Source organism: Bacteroidota bacterium, from assembly GCA_016715425.1.
GTDB lineage: Bacteria > Bacteroidota > Bacteroidia > Chitinophagales > BACL12 > JADKAC01.
In genome coordinates this window covers 1,204,204-1,226,605 of the sequence record JADKAC010000005.1, presented here as the reverse complement: position 1 = coordinate 1,226,605, position 22,402 = coordinate 1,204,204, and the positions used below count along the sequence as shown (strand labels likewise).

The following is a 22,402-nucleotide window of genomic DNA, read 5'->3' as shown; positions in this document are numbered from 1 at the left end:
AAAATTATATACAATGAAAAAACAATTACTCCTCTCCACTCTCATGATTGCTTGTTCATTTATCACATTACACGCACAAATTGATGGCGATAATGTATTCTTGCAAGGGCAATATGTAGAAGTAGGAATTTCCGGTTGTGGTGTCTATGGCACCATCGGAACTCCACCTGATGGCCCTTATGGGCCGTATCATCCAAATGTTGACTATTACGGATTAGGTTATGTAGCCGACTCTGATAAAGATGGTTGGGATATTGGTGATCCACTGTATTGTGGTGATTATTTTACACCGGGTTCACCTGAAGAAGGTTGGGCTATTCAGTATGGCGACAGTGTTTATCAAAATCATTATGTACCATGTACTGGATATGATTATGGCTGGGGTACTGGTGTAGCAGATATTGATGGGTCAATTACAAGTTATGAAGATTTAGGTGAAATTCGTCAGGCTGTTTGGGAAGGCGCTTTAGATGATGGATATCTTAATGTGAGTTTAAAACAAACAACGACAGTTTTTGATACTTCACTTTTTTTCCTTACTGAATTTGAAATTTGTAATAACGGTGCTACAGATTTAAATGATTTTTATTTTACCCATAATGTAGATCCCGATCAAGATCAGCCATTCTCAGGAGATTTTACTACTACAAATACAATCATCAACAATCCACCAACTTCTGATACCGCAATGGTAGAAGCAATTGGATCTGTATATGGTTGTTATTTTGCAATGGCAACAGTGCATCCCGATGCAAGAGCAACTTTCGGTTCGTTTTTTCTTGCACCTAATACACCTGAACAAGTTTGGAATGGTGATTCCATAGGTTATGGTGGATGGGGTTATGATTCTTATGCATTGGAAGGGTCACTATATTGTGATTGTGCAGTACAACTTTCTTTTAAATTAAATATACCAGCAGGTGAGTGTGAAAGTTTTTCTTTTGCACGAATGTTTGGTGAAGAAGCAAAAGCAGAAGCATTGGAAATTACTGCGCATGGTTTAACTACTTATAGTATTTCTGCAAACGAAAATGATATTACTGACAATGGTGCCTATCAGGTTTGTAATGATGGTATAGTAGATTTTGAAATCAATACTTATGCAGATTATACCTGGACTTGGGAACCTGCTACATACCTTTCGGCTACTTCAGGTTCTTCTGTTATTTGTACTCCTGATGCGGATATCACTTACACCATTACAGGTATAAGTGCCTCTGATACAATTACAGATGTAATTAATGTAAATGTACTTGAGCCATTAGTTATTAGCAGTACATCTACCGGATCAACAGGTATAGAAGCAAATGGAACAGCTTCAGTTGAAATAATAAGTGGTGGTGTTGAACCATTTACTTTCTTATGGAGCAATGGAGAAACAACCTCAACTATTGAAGGATTAAATTCTGGAACATATACAGTAACAGTTACAGATGCTGCGGGTTGTTCTTCTGTTCAATCAGTTACAGTTGGTGTATTAAACAGCATTGCACAATTAGAAAACAGCGAAGCATTTAGTATTAATCCAAATCCTGCTACGGATGCAATTCAATTGAATTTACATGCAGGTATTTATGGTGCGCAAGTGGAAATTTATAATATGAATGGTGAGTTGGTATATGCAAATATTGCAGAAACAAATATGATTATTAATACAAGTAATTTTAGTAAAGGAATGTATTTGATGAAATTAATTACTACAGAAAAAGTATTTGTTCAGAATATTATTATTACGAGATAAACTCAAATTAACAATTAAATAAAAAGCCGGATATATATTAAAATGTATCCGGCTTTTTTAATACAATTATTTCAATGCTATTTTTATTTGACCCATCTCTTATCTTCCCCTGCCTTCGGTAGGGGAAGACGTTTGTGCACCGTTCTATCAAATTTTTAGTTTTATAAAATTGCTCTCATTCAAACTAAATAAGAAAAAATAAATATTAATGTTATTAATTACTTCTGGAGAAAGATGATTTATAGCTCTCCTTCCCTTCGGCAGGTAAACTTTTTAAGGGAGAGTAAGGAGAAGGTCAGAATTCAATAATGCCATGCATCGTTCTAACAAACTACTCATGTAATAATACAAGCCCGATAGTTTTAATATATCCGGCTTTTTTATTGCTATTTTTTTAATGCTTTTTTTATTACAAGTTCTACATTGCGTTTTACAAATGCAATGATGATCATTCCCAAGCCGGAACTCAATACAGAAATTCCCATTAATAAAGAAATGGTTTGCGCTCCTGAGGTTGTTTGGAAAATGCTGCTTACACCAACTATTAATGCGACTATTCCCAGAATAAAAGTGATCCACCAATTATTCCATTTCCCTTTTGCATTCCATGAATCACTAATAACTCCGGCTCCAAGTGCCGCTACTGTAATGCCAAACATAATAGTAATAACACGTTCGGTGGTACTGCTATTTGCAATCATAGCTCCACCGATAATTGCAATAATTAAACTCGTAATCAAAAACGAATTTTGACGGCTAGCTTTAGAGGTAAGTAAAAAAGAAATTATACCTGTAATTCCTCCCACTAAAATAATAAGGCCTAGCCAAACAGCAAGTGTGGTTAATACGGTATTTGGATTATTGAAAATGATAACACTTAAAATAATTAATAAAATGCCTTCAATCAGAATAGTCCACCAATTTTTAAATAGGGTTCTCATATATGTTTTTATTTTAAAAATTAAAACTACATCAAAAAAGTATTGAACTCAAATCGGTAATTACATACTACCTTCATGAAACATTAAATAACATTTAAATTATCTGCAAATAATATTTATGCGCAATAAAATTCAAATTATACTTCTGACAATTGCAGCTTTCTTGTTCTTTATTTCTTGTGATAAAGAAACCAAGGAAATGATTGCGGATTCCGGCCCTCAACAATATGGCATCGCATTTTCAAATATTCCGGAAACACAGCGTATAGTAATGTATGAAGTAAACATACGGGCATTTAGTGCGAATGGTAATTTGCAGGATGTAATCAGTAGATTGGATTCTATAAAAAATTTGGGTATCAATGTTATTTGGTTAATGCCTGTTTATCCTGTTGGTGAAATAAATTCTGTAAACTCTCCCTATTGCATAAAGAATTATATGAAAGTAAATGCTGAATTCGGAAGTTTGGATGACCTGAGAGAATTAACGGATGAGGCACATATTAGAAACATGGCAGTGGTGTTAGACTGGGTTGCGAATCATACCGCATGGGATAACCCTTGGATTGATAATACTGATTGGTATTCGCAAGTTGATGGCGAAATTATTTCTCCGCCAGGAACTGGTTGGAATGATGTGGCGGATTTAAATTTTGATAATATGGAGATGCGTAAGGAAATGATTGCTTCAATGCAATATTGGGTTTTGGAAGCAAACATTGATGGATTTCGATGTGATGCTGCCGATTATGTGCCTTATGATTTTTGGAAACAAGCAATTGACTCATTGAAATGTATAAAAAATAGAAAACTTATTTTACTTGCCGAAGGAAGCAGAACAGATCATTTTGATGCGGGTTTTCAAATGAATTACGGCTGGAGTTTTTATGGAAAATTGAAGGATGTTTTTGTGAATGGAACTTCTGCAAGTGGAATTTATACTACTCATCTTTCAGAGTATATAGGGCTGCCTGCTGGAGCAGAAAGATTGCGCTTTACAACTAATCATGATGAGTCCGCATGGGATGCAACACCTATTGAAATATTTAATGGTGCCGACGGTGCAATGGCTGCCTCAATTATTGCCGTTTGCCTTGGTGGAATACCTCTTATTTATGGAAGTCAGGAGGTGGGAACATCGGGTACAGTTGCATTTTTTTATAACGATCCTATTAATTGGAATACACATCCTGAAATGTTGCAATTTTATAATGCACTGATGCAATTTTATAATTCTTCTGATCCATTAGTTATTGGTGGAATTACAAATTATACATTTACCGATGCTGTTTGTTTTAAAAAGAAAATAGGAGAGGAAGAAGTAGTAGTAATTGTAAATGTGAGAAATGCAAATACAGAAATAACTCTGCCTTCTGATTTACAATATACAAATTGGAAAGATGCATTTACGAATGAAGATTTAACACTAACTGAAACACTAAGTTTGAACAATTATGGATTTAAAATATTATATCATTAATGAATTCTCAGCAGTAGTTATACAAAATCAAGATCAACTTAAATTCTTTTATTTATATAAATTTTAAACCTTTAAAAATCAAAATCATGAAAAAATTTTACCTAAGCACAGTTATTATATTATGCTTTTCTGTTTCGCTTTTTGCAACAGTACATATCATTAATGTGGAAGATGATATATTTTCCCCTGATAACTTAACCGTAATGGTTGGCGATACAGTTAGGTGGACCTGGGATGTTAGTGCAGGATTCCATACAACCACTTCTACTGATATTCCGGCAGGTGCAGCAGAATGGGATGAGTTAATTGATATAGAACATAAGAATTATGATTATATAGTTACAGTGCCCGGCGTTTATGACTATATATGCATCTTTCATGAAGCTGTGGGAATGATTGCCAGCTTTACTGCAACAGGTTCAACAGAAATTTCCAATACTGTTTCAGATTTTAATTTTTATTTAAATAATACTGTTTCTGGAACATTACATATTTCTTTTGAAATGCAATTCAATGACAATGTTGAAATTTCACTTCTTAACTTATACGGATCTGATGTAATCGCATTAAAATCTGAAAAATTAAATGAAGGGTTTTATAATTTCTCTTTTCCAATGGGTGACTTAGCCACCGGAATGTATTTACTCTTGTTCAATACAAGTGATGCCAGTATTGTAAGGAAATTAGTTGTTCAATAAACAAGTACCTGCTTCAAGGTATTATTTGCATAACTAAATAGAATACATTTTTCCGATACTACCTTCGCCGCCGTTATGGAAGTTTCAGGAGAAATATATTTAAGAATACAAAGCTGGAAAGGAGTAGTTCTACTATTATTTTTTATTGCATTACATTCTACCTTATTTGCACAATCAAGCCTTGTAACCGGGTATGTGTATAGTCAGGTGGGGCATGAACCTTTAACTGGTGCAACAATATTAGCACAATCAACAGAGTACGCCACAATTTCTGATTCTACAGGATATTTTAAATTAGAATTACCTCCGGGCTTATATAATCTCGAAATAAGATTTGTGGGTTATAAAACTTATGTGCAACAGGAAATTCAAACTTCCGGTGTGCGGCCATTATATCTGGAAATAATTTTGGATAGTCAGCCCACTGAATTAACCGGCGTTGTTATTGAAAGTGCAGGCTTTCATAAAACCGATGAAACACCATTGTCTATACGTTCTTTCAGCTATGCAGAAGCATTCAGAATTCCCGGCGCTACTCTCGATCTTTCAAAAGTAATTCAGAGTTATCCCGGTGTGTTACCCAGAAGTTCTTTTGGTTATAATATTGTGTTTCGTGGTGGTAGCCCTACAGAAAATGGATACTATTTGGATGGTGTTAAAATTCCAAGTATTACACATTTCAGTGTGCAAGGTGCCAGTGGCGGACCTAATGGATTAGTGAATCTCGACTTTGTAAAAAATGTAGATATCTATACCGCCGCATTTCCAGTGTCAAGAGGTAATGCGTTAAGTGGTGTAATGGAAATTACAGAACGTGATGGCCGAACTGATAAGTTTGGTGCAAGAGTTACTTTGGGTGCAACAGATTATGGTGCAACCATCGAAGGGCCGATGGGAAAAAAATCGAGTTATTTATTTTCTGCACGTCATTCATTCAGTCAATATTTATTAGCAGCGTTTAATGTTCCTGTATTACCTACTTATACCGATATTCAATTCAGACAAAAAATAAAATTTGATTCCAGAAATGAATTAGCAATAATTGCAATTGCAGCAAGTGATAAATATGAATTGAATACGGAAGCAGAAGAAAGTGATGCATTGCTATATAATATCGGTTACATTCCGGAAGGCACACAGCAACAATATACTATCGGATTAAATTACAAGCATTATTTACCCAACTCTTATTACAATGTTATAATCAGTCATACCGCTTTTAATAATGATGCAGATAAATTTAAAGACAATACCGGATTGGAAGCAGATAGATTATTGAAGTATCGTTCTTCTAATCGCAATGAACAAATACGAGTAGAGCAAACCATTTTTATTTCTGGGGGACAAATTGAATACGGTGTAGAAGCAAATAATGCAGATAACAATTTTGATATTTATGGTTTTGATGTAAGGCCGCAGGCAATAGATACAGTTGATACAATTACATCAGTAAATAATTGGAATCTTGCTGCTTATATAAATACAAGTCAAAGATTAATTAATGACAGATTAGTATTTTCTGAAGGTATTCGGTTTGATATGAATACTTACAATAATGAAATGATTAATCCACTCGCACAATTCTCTCCACGTATTGCAATTAGCTGGCGACAAAACGAACATTTAAGTATTAATGCAAGCACTGGTATTTATTATCAAATGCCCAATGAAGTAGTACTCGCATTTGCAGATGATCCTTATCAGGATAATCTTAAATATATCAGATCACCACAAGCTGCTTTAGGAATAGAATATCGAAATGCAGATAATTACCGTGTGAGTGTTGAAGGTTTTTATAAACATTACAACAATTATCCTTTCCTACTTTTAGATTCAATTTCTTATGCAAATGCAATTGGTGATTATGTAATTATTGGTAATCAACCTGCAAGTTCTGAATCACAAGGACATGCGTATGGTTTAGAGTTTTATGTGCAGCAAAAATTAAAACGCAATTATTGGTGGATGGCTTCTTATACATACAGTGTAAGTGAATTTAAAGACAAGCATGGTGAGTATGTTGCTTCTGTTTGGGATAGCCGTCATTTCATAAGTTTATCCGCAGGTAAAAGTTGGAAGAGTGGATGGCAGGCGGGCTTGCGATGGCGTTATTCCAGTGGTACACCTTATACTTCGTATGATACACTTGCATCATCTAAGATTACAAATTGGGATGTAGCTAACAGAGGAATTTTTGATTACAATACACTTAATGCAAATCGCTTATCTGCATTTCATGTGCTTGATATAAGAGTTGATAAATCATGGACATTTAAACGCTGGAGTATGAATGTATTTCTCGATATTCAAAATGCCTATCGCTCCGATATTGAATTATTACCATATCTCACAACAGTGAATGATGATATTGGCGAACCGCTTTTAGTTCCGGGTGATCCGTCCAGATATCAATTGCAACAGATAAACAGCGACACCGGAAGAATGCTTACCACGTTTGGTATTGTTGCAGATTTCTAAAATGATTTTTTATAGAATTTTATTAAAAGATAGTATCAAATTTTTATAAAGAAATTATTCCTTTACAGGGACACCAGCATAACTTGCATTCACAAATTTCCATTCCCCTCTATCTTTCAACAAAGTGAAATAATCCATATTATTAGAAAGTGCTTTTCCATCACGCATTAATACAGCTTCGGCTCTTACAAAAGCTAAATATCCATCAATATGAATTGTGTAATTTGAAATCACTTGTTCATTGGGAGCGGGGTTTGATCTAGATTGTAAATTCTTCATAAATTCTTCGAATGAAAGTGATGTAACATGCCATGCTTCATTAAAATAAGTTGCCACTCCAATACTTGCACCAGGCATAAATATCGCAGGTAAAGAATCTAATTGATTCGTTCCTACTAAACGCAAAAATAAAATTACTTGATGTTGAAGAGCAATCTCATCTGCAGAAAGCGAAGTGTCGGATTGCATTGTAGTATTTTTATTTTCAAAATCATTAAAATGCGCATGACTTGGTAATGCAAATAAAATTACTCCGCTTAGCATTAAAATGCCGGTTAATAAATTGATGTTATTTATGTTTTTCATTTTATAAAAGTTGTATTAGCAAAGGTATTTATTTAAATGGTATCGGTTATTGAGGATTGTAGAATTGTAGAACTGTAGAATTGTAGAACTGTAGAATTGGAAATGGCGAAGGCTAAAGCTAATGGCTATGGCATGATTCGAAAAACAATGAAATCTGCGTAAAGTTGAGTGATATTAATTGTAAATGGTAAATGGTAAATGAAATAATCAGTGATAAATTTTTTAGCCAATTGCTAACGGCCAATAGCCAATAGCCATTTAATTATTGATGCGTTTTTTTTAGCCAATTGCTAAAGGCCAATAGCTAATAGCCATTTAATTATTAACGAGTTTTATTAACATGAAACATGAAACCCGAAACTTCCTTTTTCAAACTATCAATCAAACAATCGAATAGAAATATCCACGGAAGACACTAAATTAAATTTCACTTTAGAAAAAGACGGAGCGGATAACACAGGTTTTATATTATTGGAGAAACCATATCGCTCTGTTGGTATTCCCATCATATTGCGATTGCATTTATGATCTGCATTTTCATCGTGATAAACAGCAATTGCATAATCCCCGGCAGGAATATTTTTAAACGTATAAGTAAACGTTTTTGAACTCACTTTTACATAATCTTTTCGATATTGTTTTCCATCAATAGGGAAGTCATCCGCTTTATTAAATAAGCCAATAAAAATATAGCCATCCGTATTTTTTAAATTGGTAACTGTAACATTAATATCACCTGTTTGACCAAAAGAGTGTAAACTAAAACTTGTAAGTAAAAGTAGAAGTGAGAAGGCGGAGATGAATCTGATGTTTTTCAATTTTATTTTTTGTTGTCAGCAGTTTAACGCTATTTAAATTAAATATGCATATGCAATTCATACTATTGCTTTGTAATTACAATTACTTCCGAGTTATCGTTCACTCTATTTGTTTCCTCAAATTTAAGAGTACCAATATTTTTATTTCCCATTCAATATAAATTGCTCTTCCAGCGACATGCTTTTCTCCAAATCTTTCCATACTTCTTTGTAAGGATAAAAGAAATAAGGAGGTACATTAATACTCCAATCATCTGCATTATAATTATAGGATGCTGTATTTAATTCCGGGTTATAATTAAATTTATCAAACAAATCTTTATTGATATATCGGGTAGGCGTTGCCAGAAAATATTCAAAACACTTGGTAATAGAGTATGTCTTTTCATGTGTTTGTGTTTTGAAATAGTTGTTTGTGTAATTGTGCATGATGTTTAGTAAATACCATTTGCCATTTATTTGCTGATAATTTATCGTGAGATTTCCTTCTACAAATTCCGCAGTATATAATTTGTCGGGTAAAATAAAATTATTGAATTTCGGATAGTTAAATCCATTGCGAATAACAGCATTTCTTTCAATACGAATAAATGCAAATGTGTGTTTGTCAATAATAAGTTTTCCCGATTCAATTCCCTCTTCCTGCAATCCTATTGATGTATAATTTGAAACTCCATGATTTTCGGTAGTGAATGCATTGCATTGAAAAAGCACTGTATAATTATCATCGGTGGAAGTAGTATCATATCTGTAAGTAAAATATTTCAAACCATCTAAATCTAAAAGACTATGCTGTAAATGGTACACCGGATTTTGAAACATTACATCGCTGAAATCATCTTCATTAAAATTTTCTATTTCACGATATTTACTTCTGCGCAAATTTTCTGTTGCAAATGCTTCTGTCCAATTATTATTTTTTGCTCTATGGTTTAAAGTAAATAGCAGCCAACCTTTTGCTTCTATCAAATTTATAAAAGAGCCGTTCACATTTTCATACTGCCTGATAAAAGCAGCAGAAACATAACTTGAATCAGGATAATTGTTTGGAATTAATGCAATGGCTTTTTTAACCAAATCCTTTGCCGTTAATCCTTCAATAACCGCATCTTTTAAAAGTGTGGGATCGCATTGCAAATAAATGATTTGATGATTGCCCTTTGCAGTTTGATATAGTATGGAATCATGGCAGCCAACATAGGAAATGTTTAAATGAATATTGGTAATCTCTTCGGGAACGGTAAAATTAAATTCTCCATTTTCATCTGATGTAGTAAAAGAATTTGTCTCATTAATTTGAATAGCGGCAAATGCAACAACAGAAGAATCTCTATTATTTTTTAAGGTAGCATTCAAAGTTTGTGCAGATAATGATTGGATAAAAAATAAGAAGACAGCAGGTATCAAGAATTTCATATCAACTATTTGAATAGAGTTATGAGTAGACAGATATTATAGCTACTCTTTTTCCTGAACTATGTTTTTATCTTTTACACTTGGAGTTTCTACTTCCACTGTATGCGTTTCAACCCATGTTGCATATTTATTCGGTTGTATATCGCTGCCATAACGTTTTGCAAATACTTGTGTAAATTCTGCCCCAAAATAGAGAATAGCTGAGGAATAATATACCCACAATAAAATTAATACAATGGAACCTGCAGCTCCATAAGCTTCAATAGATGCATTTCTTGAAATGATATATCCCAATAAAATTTTCCCTAATAAAAATAATATTGTAGTAACAAATGCTCCGATGGAAACATCACGCCATTTAATTTTTGCATCAGGTAGAATTCTAAAAATTATCGCAATTAAATAAGTGATGATTACAATTTGCAAAGCCCAATCTATAAAGAGTGTAAGGTTGACATTTAAGCCCGGAAATTGAACTTCTAATTTTGATTTAAGTGCCGCTATTAATGCATTAATCACAAGTGAAACAAGTAATGCAAAACCGAGACTTAATACCAGTGAAAAGGAAATAATTCTGTTCAATATTAATTTTAATATTCCCCGCTTGGTCTTTGCTTTTAAACCCCAAATCATATTAATACTGTCTTGGATTTCTGCAAATATTCCACCTGCGCTAAATAGCAAAATTGCACCACCTACAATTGTTCCTATAACTGAATTCCCAGAGAGATGCCGGTTCTTAATTGCTTCCTGAATTTGCAATGCGGCAGTTTTCCCAACTAAGCCATCAAGCTGACTAAACATTGCACCGGAAGCAGCATCTTCTCCATAAAAAACACTGGTAATTGAAATAAGAACTAGTGCTAACGCAGGCAATGCAAACACTGTATAATAAGCAAGCGATGCACTTTTCTTCAGCACTTTATCCTGCCTGAAACTTATAACGGTATCTTTAATAAGTAAAAATATTTTTTTCATAAGGATTAACATTTCTGGTATAATGTTGTTATTAAGCCGGTAAAGCTACAATCAAAATGACAAAAACAATTTTCATGGAAACAAGTAATTATAATAAACCTAAGCATAAGAAAAAAAGAGTCCGAAATATTATACTAATAGTAGTTGGTGTATTAATAGTTATCAGACTTATTTTACCTTATGTAGTACTTAAAGTAGTAAATAAAAAACTCTCTGAAATTGATGGATATTATGGCCATGTTGATGATATTGATCTTGCATTAATTGCTGGGGCATATAAAATAAAAGTGATTAAATTGGAAAAAACCGGTGGCGAAATTCCTGTACCGTTTTTTGCTGCGGATGAAATCAGATTAGCCGTGGAATGGCCTGCTATTTTTAAAGGAAAATTAGTGGGGACTATTAAAGTGGAGCATCCAGTTCTCAATTTTGTAAAAGGCCCAACAGAAGAAACTTCTCAAACTTCTATGGATGGAGATTGGAGAGATGTGGTAGATGATTTGTTGCCATTAAAACTCAATAGTTTTGAAATTAATAATGGAGAAATTCATTATCAGGATTTTCATAGTGACCCTAAAGTAGATGTGTATTCTGATAACATTCATATACTTGCCGAAAATTTAACCAATGAAAAAAATGATTCTATTTTATTGCCATCAACAGTTGTGGGTTCTGCGGATATTTACGGTGGAAGTGCAACAATGAATATGAAGTTAGATGCATTAAATAAAATACCCACTTTCGATTTTAATGCGGAATTGTTGAATCTGAATTTAGTGGAGGTGAATGATTTCTTAAAAGCGTATGGCAATTTTGATGTACAAAAAGGAACCTTCGGATTGTATATTGAAGCGGCAGCAAAAAATAATAAAATTGATGGATATACAAAACCAATTATTAAAGATTTAGATGTCATTAATTGGAAAGAGGAAAAGGAAGATCCTCTTCCTGAAAAACTTTGGGAATCTTTAGTGGGATTTGGTGGATGGATATTTAAAAATAGCTCGGAAGATCAGGTGGCAACGAAAGTGGAATTTTCAGGAAATCTGGATAATCCCGATGTGCCTGTTGGTGTAATTATCGGCGAAACTTTTCGTAATGCATTTATAAAAGCATTACAACCTGCACTTGAAAATAATGTGAATATTAAAACAGTGGGAACAGACAAAGAAAAGAAAGATGGATTTTTTGATAAATTGTTTGATGGGAAGAAGGAGTAAGGGTAATTAGAAATGAGTAATTAGTAAGAGTGTTCAGTTCAAAATATTTAATTAAAAGACTAAAAAATATTCACAATAGGATAGAATTATTAAACTCATTTATATATTGATTGAATTATATATTGATTGACTTATTTTTCTAAAAGATAATATACTAGTCCAAATATTGCACTTACTCCAATCCATGTTATCATATTTATTTTGAAACGATACATGGCGATGAATGAAATTACTGTCCAGCTAAGTGCAATATAGTCGAGTTCTGCGAAAGAAATATTTGTAGGAAAAATTACAGCAGAGCCCAAATAAATAGTAAGGTTAATAATCACACCAACTACTGCAGCAGTTACAATAGCTAGAATTTCTTTTATCGTTTTATTTTCTTGTGTTCTCTCAATGATTGGGGCTCCGACAAGAATAAAAAGGAAGCATGGTAGAAATGTATAAAATGTAGTAGTTACCAATGCGAGAGTACCCATTGCAAGAGAGCTGTCAAAATGATTATAACCTGCCATAAATCCCACGAAAACAAGTACCATAATTAAGGGGCCGGGAGTTGTTTCACCCAGAGCAAGACCATCTACCATTTGTAATTCGGTTAACCAGTTAAATTTTTCAACACTTACTTGTGCTACATAAGGTAAAACAGCATACGCACCACCGAAGGTTACGAAAGCAGCTTGAGTAAAAAACAGTGTTAAATTTTTCCAAAATTCAAAGTCATTTATATACATATAAAATACAATTACTGGCATTATCCAGAATAAAATACCGAAGCCTACTTGCTTCCAAAATCGTAATGGTTTGAAACCAATATCAGAAGTAATTGTATGTTTATTAATGTAGTAATCTGTTTCATCTTTATCATTTTCCACCGTGTTTTTTATTGAGGATTGAATTAAGGCGGGAAAGATTTTTCGTATTATGATTGTAATAATAATTGCTCCTATAATTATCAGGGGAAATGAAATATTTAAAAAGAAAATACATACAAAGGCTGCAAATGCAATAAAATAATGAAACGGACTTACTAAAGATTTTTTACCAATTTTTATAAGTGCAAGAATAACAATTGCAATTACGGCAGGTTTTAATCCATTGAACATTGCATAAATCCATGGCAGGTTTCCGAAAGAAACATAAATAGCACTCAGGCCAAGTAAAATGAACATAGAAGGAAGCACGAATAAAATTCCAGCTACAATTCCACCTCGGGTTCCGTGTAGCATCCATCCAATATATATCGCCAACTGTTGCGCTTCCGGTCCGGGTAAAACCATGCAATAATTCAATGCATGTAAAAATTTACTGTCGCTTATCCATTTCTTTTTTTCAACCAGAAATTCGTGCATAATAGCAATCTGACCAGCCGGGCCGCCAAAACTTATAAAACCAAGTTTAATCCAAAATTTTAATGCTTCTGTAAAGGTGGGTTTTTCCATGTATAGATAAAATTAATTGTAAAACAATTGCGATTAGTTACACTCGTTCTACTTATTAATTTATTTTGTGCATTTTAAAGTTATAACAAAGAATCTGTGCATTTTTTATGTGGCATCAAATCTATTCAATATATGAGGTTAGGTTACTAGTTATTTACCTATTTTAATTCAACTTTAATTCATCTGCTTTTTTTACCCTTTGTTGAATGTAGTTTCCACCCACGATAACTTTGAGTCCACCCTTTTGATTTATATCTATACCAGAAATGTAAACAGAGAAACAGAAATGCTAATGCAAATAATACAATCCAAATTATATCTTTTCCCCATAAAAAGTAAACCAGAATACCTATTGTAATATACTTTACTACTCTAAACCAAATCGGTTGAGAATGCCTGGAAAAGGCAACTTCTATTTCACGTTTTAATGTTTCAGAAAAAGATTTCATTCCATCAGCTTTTTACATCCTCATTTAAAGCTAAAACATTCCTTTTATATTTCGGTGCAAGCGGGTTCCTCAATCAGAAGGTATATGCTGTGACTATTGAGAACCTGCGTAAATATTTAAAAAGTATCAGGTAGTGAGTTCCTGATATTGGGACTAAAAAAATGTTATTAAATCACGGTCTTCATGAAAGTATTATAATCATAGTTCAGACAATTGAATTATGTTTTGCAACTGCATACTTCGCAGGGTTTCAATGCTTCCGCACAATGCTGCTGTGAAAACCCTGCGGGGACATAAAGAATAGAGTGTTTATTCCTTGCACTGTTCTCTGCTGGTAACTCTGCGGAGAAATAAAAAGAAGTCTATTGACGGAATAATATTCACTGTTTTTTTAAATTGATTTTTGTCGCTTTTTGTAAGAAAACATTATTTGGAATTGTAATTTTTTCAGCTGTATCTGTCTTTAAAATCACATAGAATAAACCAATATCAGACACTTGTCCTTTAATATCAAATTCTTTGTCAATAATTGTTATAGATTCTCCCAATTTAACAGGATGACTAATAAATATGATTAAAGCAGAAGAAATGTTTGAAAGTATTGACCATTGAGCTACTAATGCAATTCCTACGACTGTTACAACGGAAGTAATAAAGGTTAATATATTTGTCTGCTCCACACCCCAAATTGCTATTAATACAATTACGAGTATTATAAAAATTGATAAATTGGCAAACTTCAAGATAGGTCTTATTCTGTACTTTGAGTAGTCATACTTTTTCTGAACTTTAGCAAGAAATTTTACAGTAGCAAATCTTAAAATAAAGAAAGTTGCAACTGTAATTATTGATTCTATAACTCTAATATCCATAGGGAGATTTTTTAAGGGTCATCTTTGTTTTCTAATTTTAAATATTTCAATCCGAGTGCTAATAAAAGCACAGAGATTGGAATTATCAAAAACTCCCATTTTAAATTGTTTATATTTTCGATTATGACTTCAAGAAAAATTACAAATAGAATAATAATAATAAGTTCTGCAAGTATGTTTTTTAAATGTCCAATATTTGAGATAGCAATCCATTGTAAGACGCCATTATCCTTAATGTCTTTTTTGTTAGAAATAAATAAAGTAAAAATACCATACGCAAAAATGAATAGAGCCATGGCTATTAGAAATGTATCTAATGATTTCATTAAATATATTGTTGCATTATCAATGGAATGCAAATGTTCATTCCCTGAAGGGATATAATCAAAAAATACTATTCTAATTGCGTTGTAAGTTTTCCAAGTACCAATAAAGAAAAGTAGTAGAGATCCTATTAGTGAACAAGTAATTGCTATTAAACTAAAATAGCGGAATATATAAATTGGTTTTTTCATTGAAGTATTGAACTTAACATGTCAAAATTTGACAATGTTGTATCGGTAAATTTACAGTTTAAGTTTATGAAGGATAATATTTAATTTCAGTATTTTAATCCGCTAAACTTTCTCACTTACTCGATGTTTTTTCCTGTGCCAGCAAGTTCATCAATATGAAGATATGTGCAATGGTTAATGAGGATTAAAGGGCATTGAGTATTGGGTAATCAAATCACAGTATTCAAGTAATCATTTTAATCATAGTTCAGACAATGATTTTTTCCTTGCATAATTCCCTTAGGGTAACTCGGCTACGAAAGAATAACTATTTAAACAATTTATTTTTATTGCATTGCTGCTAACTTATACACTACTTGTTCCTGTCCGTTATTTTCTTCCAGCCATGTAACGATGCATTGGCTATTATTCAAAGCAAGAATTACCGGCAAGGAAGCGCTTACTTTTTCATCTGTTAATATCACCGGTTCCTGGTTTCCTTTTTTAAATTTGATTGTTGAATAAAAGGTATTTTCAATTTTATATGATTCGTTATATACCATTATTTTATTGCCATCAGGTAACAATGCAATTTGAATATTTCTTCCTTCTGAATTAATCTGTTCCTTTTTTGAAATACTACCACTAGAATTCAATTCAGCATAATACAATCCTTGTTGCGATGTGCCTGTAAACCATACGGCATAAATACCATTGCTATCACTTACTACATCAGGGCCATTGTGTGGACATCCTTGTATGTTCCAATTATCACCACTGAAGCATATGGGATTGCTGAATGTTTTACCACCATCAGATGAAGTTGCCACAGAAATATCTCTTATGGAATCCTGAATAATATCTCGGTAAACAATATTGATAATTCCGCTTTCATCGCAATATATTCCAGTTCGACAACACTCACATGCTAAATCGTCAACCATTACTTCATCTGAAAATTTCCCCGTTGCATTTGTTTTGGCAAACTTCACCGGCCTTCCGCCATCAGGATTTGATGTATCGAGCCAGCATGCACCAATTTCTCCGTTGCTTAACATTGCAACATCAAAAAACGACCAGCCTTTATGCTTTGTACTATCCTGATGTACACGATTCGGAGTCGACCAATTCTTACCATTGTCCGTCGATAATTTGTAATGAATTTCTCCGGCAAAATGATTCACTTCCGAATTAGATGTTACTTCATAAAAAGCATATACATCTCCATTTTTTCTGAATGCTATTTTTGGCATTCCCTCCGCATGTAATTGTATGGTTTGCTCAACAGGTATTTCATTTTTTTCTGAAAAAGAAATACCGTTATCTAATGAAACTGAATAGTAAACATATTTTATTTTGCTCAGCGTATCTTCTTCCGTCCAACAAATTACAGGCTGTTGATTATAATTTTTAGTGATATAAACGGAATGTGGTTTTCTTCCTTCGGATGATAATATTTTTACTGTGGATTCCTCTTGCTCATCACGAGTATTTTTGTCTTCGTTTGAAGATGTGCAAGAAAATAAAAAAATTATAAATACAATTGCGATTGCTTTTTCTTTCATGAACTCATGTTTGCTGTTAAATTTATTATTGAAATGCGCCATTTGCCTTTTGCGGTAATACTGCTAATAATAATAGCTCCATCAATTTATTTTTCTTTACCGGTAAATCTATAACTCAGACCAATATTTATATTTGATGGATCGCCCGGATCATAACTATATCCCCAAATTGTTTTACTAGCAATAGTGGCATAATACTGATTTGTAAAATTCATCCAGTTAACCCAAACTTCGAGTCCGCTCCATGAATAACCTGTACGCAGGTTGAAGACTGTAAATCCCGGATATTTAACTGTATTCGCTGGATCCATATAGTACTCGCTTAGATGCTGAGTCTCTACGCCGATTCTGAATCCCTTTAACATTGCTGGCTTAAACATTATTTCTGCGTTCGCTATAAACCCTGGTGCATTTCCCATATCATTTCCATTATAATCAACTCCGTTTTCGACATAATCAATAAATATATGTGTGGCATTTGTACCGCTTACTCTTAAATACAAACTCTTTAAGGGAGTATAAGTTAACCCATATTCAATTCCTTTATGTTGTGTTTTACCCGCATTCTCATTATGATATGATCCATCCGTAAGATCATATACCGAAATTATTTCATCCACCCCTTCCATCAGATATACACTTGCATCTAAATACACCAAGTTTTTAAAAAGGGTTGCCCAGCCACCTGCTTCATAGTTATAAAAAACTGAAGGTTTTAATGTTGGCACTTGTACTTGTCTGTATAATTCTGTTATCTGAGGCGGTACAAAACCCTGGCTATAATTAACATATACACCCGATGTTTCTTTTATCTCATAAGTCAAACCCAGTTTTGGAGAAAATTGCGAGTATGTATTCTTGCTGTCTGGTGCTCCTGAAGTAGGTGAAGGTGGCAACAAGTTATGATAATCATATACGAAATTGTCATAACGAATAGCTGCTACGAATCGCAAATGCATTAATGGTGAAAATTCAAATTGAGTATAGGCAGCATAGTTCGATACATCCACATCATAGTCCGAAAGCACTGAATCAGTAGAGGTGAAGTCAGTATAATGACCGTCATCGCTTTTATCTATACTGATATAATTGGCATAATATCCCGATGGGCTGAAATCTGTTGATACTCCACCAATTAATGCCGCATTTTTCCAGTCAAAGGATTCTTTATGTTGAATGATTGCGGCATAGCTTTGAAAATACACATCATTAATCTGACCATGGGCTAAATTGGGGTCACCGGTTCCTAACCAGGGTTTGTAATCATCCACTATAAAATAGGAGGGATTTTGTTTAATGCTGTTATCACGGAATATTGCTGTAAAAGAAGTCTTGCTATTGTCATTCCAATAATGGGATAATCTGGCATTAGCTCTTAGTGCGGATACATCACGGTAGGTAAACGTATTCATATCTTCATAGTCCTTTTCAAAATACTTGACACTATCTAAGCCACCACTCATTTCTGAATAATAATCAATGTATGATATATTAGTATTCAGTATAGTTTTATCATTAAAACGGTAATCAGCCCGCAGTGATAAACCAAGTTTATTAAAATCGCTTTGTTCTATATAACCATCTTTTCTTTCAGCATAATAGCCTGCAATGGATAAACCCAGTTTATTAAAGGTATTAGAAGCTTGAAAATCTGCTCTCTTATAACCAATATCATTTCCCTGTATAAATACTTTTGCTGTTGGTACTATCGTTGGGCCATAGGTAATAAAATTCACCGCTCCGCCAATTGCTTCCTGTCCATAAAGGGAAGATGCAGGTCCACGAATAACTTCTATATTCCTGACATTTGCCATATTAATTTCAATCAATGCATTATGGTTAAACAATCCCGAAGTTCGAATCGGAATTCCATCCTCCAAATAGAGATAAAGGCTTTTATATCCAAGAGGCTGACGAATAGACATTGAATGTTGTTCATTGCCAAGATCTATCATATATACACCACTCACTTTATTCAACACCTGGTCAATAGAAATTGGCTTTGCATCACTGATTACTGATGATGAAATATTGCTGATGGCAATCGGAGCTTCACTTCTTTTTTGCTCCTCCCGACTTGCTGAAACTATTACTTCCTGCATATTCGTGGACGATGCTTCTAATCCGATTAACATATTACTTTCTTGTTCAGCTTTTACATTCTTTGACTGATAACCCAAAAAGGATAATGTAATACTATCTGCTGCTTGTTGACTTTCAAGAATGAATTCCCCCGTAACATCCGATGTGGTTCCGGTTTGTGTGCCGGCAAAATAAATATTTACACCCGGTAATGGTTCATTGGTTTGTTTATCATAAACACTTCCTTTTATTGATTGCTGCGCATATATACCTGAGGATAAAAGCAGCAGAAAGATGATTGGTAATAATTGTTTGTGATTCATAGTATGTCTTTTTTTGAACAGCCTGATTTGTTCTATTCTGAGTTTGAATATTGAAGTTTAATTTTTTGGTTAATCTGTGAAAAGGATTTTTCAATTTTTAACTGCTGTTTTACTCCGTTTACCCATTACACTTTTGAAGTTTGTTTTGGTTAAATCTTTTAAATATGTAATTGGAAGAAGTCAGCAGGAATTATCCTGTTCCACATATTGCAAATAAAATGTGTTACCCCGCCTTAGAATTAAATCATAGCAGTTCTCACATTTGCAATAAAGGAAAATTAATCAAGCGTTGGGCGGATGTAGAAAAATAATGTCAGGTGTAGAAGGGAAGCTAAAAATATAAGGTAATGCAAACTGTTGCTCTGATTGTGAGCTATGAAATTGTAATGAAAATAATTGCAAACAGAATAATTGAAAATCTTTTACTTCTTTCAAATTCTTAGATAGTGGTGTTTGCTTATTATTATCTTGATCTACTATCTCATTTAGGAAAAAACAACTTCCCTTACAATTATTATTTGTTATGTCTTTTTGCTCACACAGATTAGTAGCAAAATATTCCCTGTTCAGTTCATATCCCGCAAGGAAAATTTCGTTTGTAAAGTTTTGCAACAAAACCCCGGTTAGTGTTACTATGATAAGTATGTGCTTCAATAGAGTATCTATAGGTTCAACAAATATAGCGGTTATTCGCATTCACAAATGTCATTACATTAAAATGTTTTTAAAATTGGCTGCATAGTTTTTTCAATTGTAACAACATTTACACTATCGTATGCAGGATTTATTCTTCGCAGAGTTCCCTTCTGGTAACACTGTGAGGACGGTAATTATTCGTTAGTTTGGTAGCTGTTGTTTTTCTTTTTTTCGCCAAGTAATAATTGTCTAATTGTAGCCAAGTGTGAAAGTAAAACTAAGGGGACTACACAAGAGGGTAGCCAATTGAAAGGAAAATATAAAATAGCAATATTGGGTTGGTCAAACGCAAATTGCTGAAACGGAAACGGTGCTGATAGAACTGCATTCGCAACAATATTTATGAGAAGTCCCAAAGAGATAACATTCCAAATCAAGATTATTTTTCGATTTAAATTTTTTCTTATAAAACCGAAGTAAAAAATAATAGGAGCTGTCAGTCCAGATAGAATATCAAAGTTTCTTCCTTCAAAAGTCATAAGTTCAGGAACGGCTTTATTAACGAATAGCCAAAAGAGAACAATTTCAACAGGAATTCTTATGATATGCAAAATGGTTAAAGTTTTTGCATTCAGGCTATCAATATATTGTTTGCCTCTTGAAGTGGTAAATAGTAAAATAATTAAAAGTAAAGGTGGAAGAACTAAAAGTATAAACCTTGGTGGAATTGTTTCCGTCATGGTGTAAAAACCTGAAAGACCGATAGCAGTTTGCAATGCTAACCAAGACAATAAAATTATTAATGTTGATTTAGAATAATTGGTCGCTTTATAAAATATTCCAACTGTCAAAATTGTTGTCAGCCCAAAAACTATACTTATGTATATTGGTAAATTTTCCATTTGTATGCGAATCTTTTATAAGACGTTCGTAGTTCTCTTATTTCGTTTATTCCTTCTGTCATTTTGTAAATTTATAACCTCCGAAACTTTCACAGGATTATTTTTTTAAGTGAGTTTCATAAATAGTTATCCATTCTTTTACACTTATTTTTTTCATTAATTCACCAATCAGTTTGTAAGGAATATCGTCCAGCTTTTTAAAACGAATACAACTTTTACCCATGTCCAGTTTTTGCTTGGAATGCTTGGGATATTCACTAACAAACCAGTTCAATAATTTCGGGTCGGCATAAATACCCATGTGATAAAAATTAATAGAATTCTTTTGCGATGCAATACCTGCGAAGGGAAGTGGTTCGCTTGGTTTGCAATGGTAACCTTCAGGATATAAAGTATGCGGAACCACATATCCCAAGCCACCATAACTCATAGCGGCTTCAAAACCTTTAGGTAGATTTTTTATAATTACATCATGTAATTTATTAAATGGTTCTGCTCTTTCCTGTGGAAGACTAGTCAGAATTTCTTTTACTGTATTTCCTGTTGCTTTCATTATAAAGTTATTTTTCTTTTATAGTTGTAATAAACATTTCTTCCAAAATCTTGAGGTCAACATCAGCCAGTGTATTGATATAAAGGCAACCACTTCCTTGCTTATGTTTTCCCAATTTTTTCAATGAGGCTTCATGAATTTGAAGGTTCATTAAGTATATACTTAGGTTTGCTTTACGAGGAGAGAAACCAATTTTAAACCATTCCACTTCACGACCTGATGTCGGGCTTTTAACAATTAGTTTTCCAAAACCAATAAGTGAACTCCCCCACATTTTTGGTTCTTCTTTGCTTATCGCTTTCATCATTTTGATTAGTTGTAAACTGTCATTGCGTTTTTGTTCCTCTTTCACTGAGTTGATAAAATCATCTACGTTTAAAGAGTTTTCTGTCGTTTTTACTTTCGCTAATTTTCCCATGGTAATGATTTACATTTTAATAGTTAAAGCTATAAAAAAGTATTGGGTATTGAGTATCAGGTATTGAGAAAATAAAATAGAAATTAAATCACAGTTCAGGCCGATACAGAAATAGATTTACGCCGAGTCCTTTGCAAGTGACTCGGCTGAGACAGAAAAAAGTATCGGGTATTGAGTATCAGGTATTGAGAAAATAAAATAGAAATTAAATCATAGTTCAGGCCGATACAGAAATAGATTTACGCCGAGTCCTTTGCAAGTGACTCGGCTGAGACAGAATGAGTGATCAATGATAAAGAAAGTGAATAGTG

At 33.3% G+C, this 22,402-nt stretch carries 19 protein-coding genes; 5 read left to right on the top strand and 14 right to left on the bottom strand.

What is annotated here, in order from left to right:
- Window positions 1–13 precede the first annotated feature (13 nt).
- Complete coding sequence (locus tag IPN31_11170; GenBank protein MBK8682443.1) at window positions 14–1,741, top strand: T9SS type A sorting domain-containing protein; 1,728 nt, start codon at window positions 14–16, stop codon at window positions 1,739–1,741.
- A 386-nt stretch (window positions 1,742–2,127) separates the two neighbouring features.
- On the opposite strand, the gene IPN31_11165 is transcribed toward IPN31_11170, so the two are convergent.
- Window positions 2,128–2,682, bottom strand: coding sequence for a DUF308 domain-containing protein (locus tag IPN31_11165; GenBank protein MBK8682442.1), 555 nt, complete (start codon window positions 2,680–2,682; stop codon window positions 2,128–2,130).
- A 118-nt stretch (window positions 2,683–2,800) separates the two neighbouring features.
- Between IPN31_11165 and IPN31_11160 the strand changes: the two genes are divergently transcribed.
- The 3 genes from IPN31_11160 (at window position 2,801) to IPN31_11150 (ending at window position 7,338) form a co-directional block, all read left to right on the top strand.
- Window positions 2,801–4,162 carry an alpha-amylase gene (locus tag IPN31_11160; protein ID MBK8682441.1) on the top strand — a complete coding sequence of 454 codons (1,362 nt, stop codon included), beginning with the start codon at window positions 2,801–2,803 and terminating at the stop codon, window positions 4,160–4,162.
- An 86-nt stretch (window positions 4,163–4,248) separates the two neighbouring features.
- Complete coding sequence (locus tag IPN31_11155) at window positions 4,249–4,860, top strand: T9SS type A sorting domain-containing protein (GenBank protein ID MBK8682440.1); 612 nt, start codon at window positions 4,249–4,251, stop codon at window positions 4,858–4,860.
- Between the two features lie 75 nt (window positions 4,861–4,935).
- Window positions 4,936–7,338, top strand: coding sequence for a TonB-dependent receptor (locus tag IPN31_11150; protein ID MBK8682439.1), 2,403 nt, complete (start codon window positions 4,936–4,938; stop codon window positions 7,336–7,338).
- A gap of 54 nt (window positions 7,339–7,392) precedes the next feature.
- Here IPN31_11150 and IPN31_11145 read toward each other — a convergent pair whose 3' ends face one another.
- From IPN31_11145 to IPN31_11130, 4 genes are all read right to left on the bottom strand, one after another.
- On the bottom strand, window positions 7,393–7,923 hold the full coding sequence (locus IPN31_11145) for a nuclear transport factor 2 family protein (GenBank protein ID MBK8682438.1): 531 nt from the start codon (window positions 7,921–7,923) through the stop codon (window positions 7,393–7,395).
- Between the two features lie 377 nt (window positions 7,924–8,300).
- A complete protein-coding gene (locus IPN31_11140; protein ID MBK8682437.1) occupies window positions 8,301–8,741 on the bottom strand; it encodes a DUF2141 domain-containing protein in 441 nt (146 codons plus the stop codon).
- Window positions 8,742–8,882: 141 nt separating this feature from the next.
- Window positions 8,883–10,157, bottom strand: coding sequence for a hypothetical protein (locus IPN31_11135; GenBank protein MBK8682436.1), 1,275 nt, complete (start codon window positions 10,155–10,157; stop codon window positions 8,883–8,885).
- A 42-nt stretch (window positions 10,158–10,199) separates the two neighbouring features.
- Window positions 10,200–11,147, bottom strand: a complete 948-nt coding sequence (locus tag IPN31_11130) for a YihY/virulence factor BrkB family protein (GenBank protein MBK8682435.1) — start codon at window positions 11,145–11,147, stop codon at window positions 10,200–10,202.
- Between the two features lie 62 nt (window positions 11,148–11,209).
- Between IPN31_11130 and IPN31_11125 the strand changes: the two genes are divergently transcribed.
- Window positions 11,210–12,355, top strand: coding sequence for a DUF748 domain-containing protein (locus IPN31_11125; protein MBK8682434.1), 1,146 nt, complete (start codon window positions 11,210–11,212; stop codon window positions 12,353–12,355).
- Window positions 12,356–12,486: 131 nt separating this feature from the next.
- Here the strand turns inward: IPN31_11125 and chrA are convergent, their stop codons facing one another.
- The 9 genes from chrA to IPN31_11080 all read right to left on the bottom strand — a co-directional run bounded on the left by chrA (window position 12,487) and on the right by IPN31_11080 (window position 22,091).
- Window positions 12,487–13,797: a chromate efflux transporter gene (chrA, locus tag IPN31_11120; protein MBK8682433.1), complete on the bottom strand. Its 1,311-nt coding sequence runs from the start codon at window positions 13,795–13,797 to the stop codon at window positions 12,487–12,489.
- Window positions 13,798–14,626: 829 nt separating this feature from the next.
- Window positions 14,627–15,118 (bottom strand): mechanosensitive ion channel, encoded by a 492-nt coding sequence (locus tag IPN31_11115; GenBank protein ID MBK8682432.1) that lies wholly within the window; start codon window positions 15,116–15,118, stop codon window positions 14,627–14,629.
- An 11-nt stretch (window positions 15,119–15,129) separates the two neighbouring features.
- On the bottom strand, window positions 15,130–15,633 hold the full coding sequence (locus tag IPN31_11110) for a YqhA family protein (protein MBK8682431.1): 504 nt from the start codon (window positions 15,631–15,633) through the stop codon (window positions 15,130–15,132).
- 326 nt (window positions 15,634–15,959) lie between these two features.
- Entirely contained in the window at window positions 15,960–17,177 is a 1,218-nt protein-coding gene (locus tag IPN31_11105; protein MBK8682430.1) for an exo-alpha-sialidase, read from the bottom strand.
- An 86-nt stretch (window positions 17,178–17,263) separates the two neighbouring features.
- On the bottom strand, window positions 17,264–19,582 hold the full coding sequence (locus IPN31_11100; GenBank protein ID MBK8682429.1) for a TonB-dependent receptor: 2,319 nt from the start codon (window positions 19,580–19,582) through the stop codon (window positions 17,264–17,266).
- A 282-nt stretch (window positions 19,583–19,864) separates the two neighbouring features.
- Complete coding sequence (locus tag IPN31_11095; GenBank protein MBK8682428.1) at window positions 19,865–20,278, bottom strand: hypothetical protein; 414 nt, start codon at window positions 20,276–20,278, stop codon at window positions 19,865–19,867.
- 134 nt (window positions 20,279–20,412) lie between these two features.
- Complete coding sequence (locus IPN31_11090; protein ID MBK8682427.1) at window positions 20,413–21,120, bottom strand: hypothetical protein; 708 nt, start codon at window positions 21,118–21,120, stop codon at window positions 20,413–20,415.
- A 97-nt stretch (window positions 21,121–21,217) separates the two neighbouring features.
- Entirely contained in the window at window positions 21,218–21,673 is a 456-nt protein-coding gene (locus tag IPN31_11085; protein ID MBK8682426.1) for a DUF1801 domain-containing protein, read from the bottom strand.
- A 7-nt stretch (window positions 21,674–21,680) separates the two neighbouring features.
- The gene (locus IPN31_11080) at window positions 21,681–22,091 is read right to left on the bottom strand and encodes a DUF1801 domain-containing protein (protein ID MBK8682425.1); all 411 of its coding nucleotides are present in this window, start codon (window positions 22,089–22,091) and stop codon (window positions 21,681–21,683) included.
- Between the last annotated feature and the right edge of the window lie 311 nt (window positions 22,092–22,402).

Bases quoted from the DNA above. Each gene is read 5' to 3' on its own strand.
- IPN31_11170 (MBK8682443.1), top strand. From the start codon at position 14: ATGAAAAAACAATTACTCCTCTCCACTCTCATGATTGCTTGTTCATTT.
- IPN31_11165 (MBK8682442.1), bottom strand. From the start codon at position 2,682: ATGAGAACCCTATTTAAAAATTGGTGGACTATTCTGATTGAAGGCATT.
- IPN31_11160 (MBK8682441.1), top strand. From the start codon at position 2,801: ATGCGCAATAAAATTCAAATTATACTTCTGACAATTGCAGCTTTCTTG.
- IPN31_11155 (MBK8682440.1), top strand. From the start codon at position 4,249: ATGAAAAAATTTTACCTAAGCACAGTTATTATATTATGCTTTTCTGTT.
- IPN31_11150 (MBK8682439.1), top strand. From the start codon at position 4,936: ATGGAAGTTTCAGGAGAAATATATTTAAGAATACAAAGCTGGAAAGGA.
- IPN31_11145 (MBK8682438.1), bottom strand. From the start codon at position 7,923: ATGAAAAACATAAATAACATCAATTTATTAACCGGCATTTTAATGCTA.
- IPN31_11135 (MBK8682436.1), bottom strand. From the start codon at position 10,157: ATGAAATTCTTGATACCTGCTGTCTTCTTATTTTTTATCCAATCATTA.
- IPN31_11130 (MBK8682435.1), bottom strand. From the start codon at position 11,147: ATGTTAATCCTTATGAAAAAAATATTTTTACTTATTAAAGATACCGTT.
- IPN31_11125 (MBK8682434.1), top strand. From the start codon at position 11,210: ATGGAAACAAGTAATTATAATAAACCTAAGCATAAGAAAAAAAGAGTC.
- chrA (MBK8682433.1), bottom strand. From the start codon at position 13,797: ATGGAAAAACCCACCTTTACAGAAGCATTAAAATTTTGGATTAAACTT.
- IPN31_11115 (MBK8682432.1), bottom strand. From the start codon at position 15,118: ATGGATATTAGAGTTATAGAATCAATAATTACAGTTGCAACTTTCTTT.
- IPN31_11110 (MBK8682431.1), bottom strand. From the start codon at position 15,633: ATGAAAAAACCAATTTATATATTCCGCTATTTTAGTTTAATAGCAATT.
- IPN31_11105 (MBK8682430.1), bottom strand. From the start codon at position 17,177: ATGAAAGAAAAAGCAATCGCAATTGTATTTATAATTTTTTTATTTTCT.
- IPN31_11100 (MBK8682429.1), bottom strand. From the start codon at position 19,582: ATGAATCACAAACAATTATTACCAATCATCTTTCTGCTGCTTTTATCC.
- IPN31_11095 (MBK8682428.1), bottom strand. From the start codon at position 20,278: ATGCGAATAACCGCTATATTTGTTGAACCTATAGATACTCTATTGAAG.
- IPN31_11090 (MBK8682427.1), bottom strand. From the start codon at position 21,120: ATGGAAAATTTACCAATATACATAAGTATAGTTTTTGGGCTGACAACA.
- IPN31_11085 (MBK8682426.1), bottom strand. From the start codon at position 21,673: ATGAAAGCAACAGGAAATACAGTAAAAGAAATTCTGACTAGTCTTCCA.
- IPN31_11080 (MBK8682425.1), bottom strand. From the start codon at position 22,091: ATGGGAAAATTAGCGAAAGTAAAAACGACAGAAAACTCTTTAAACGTA.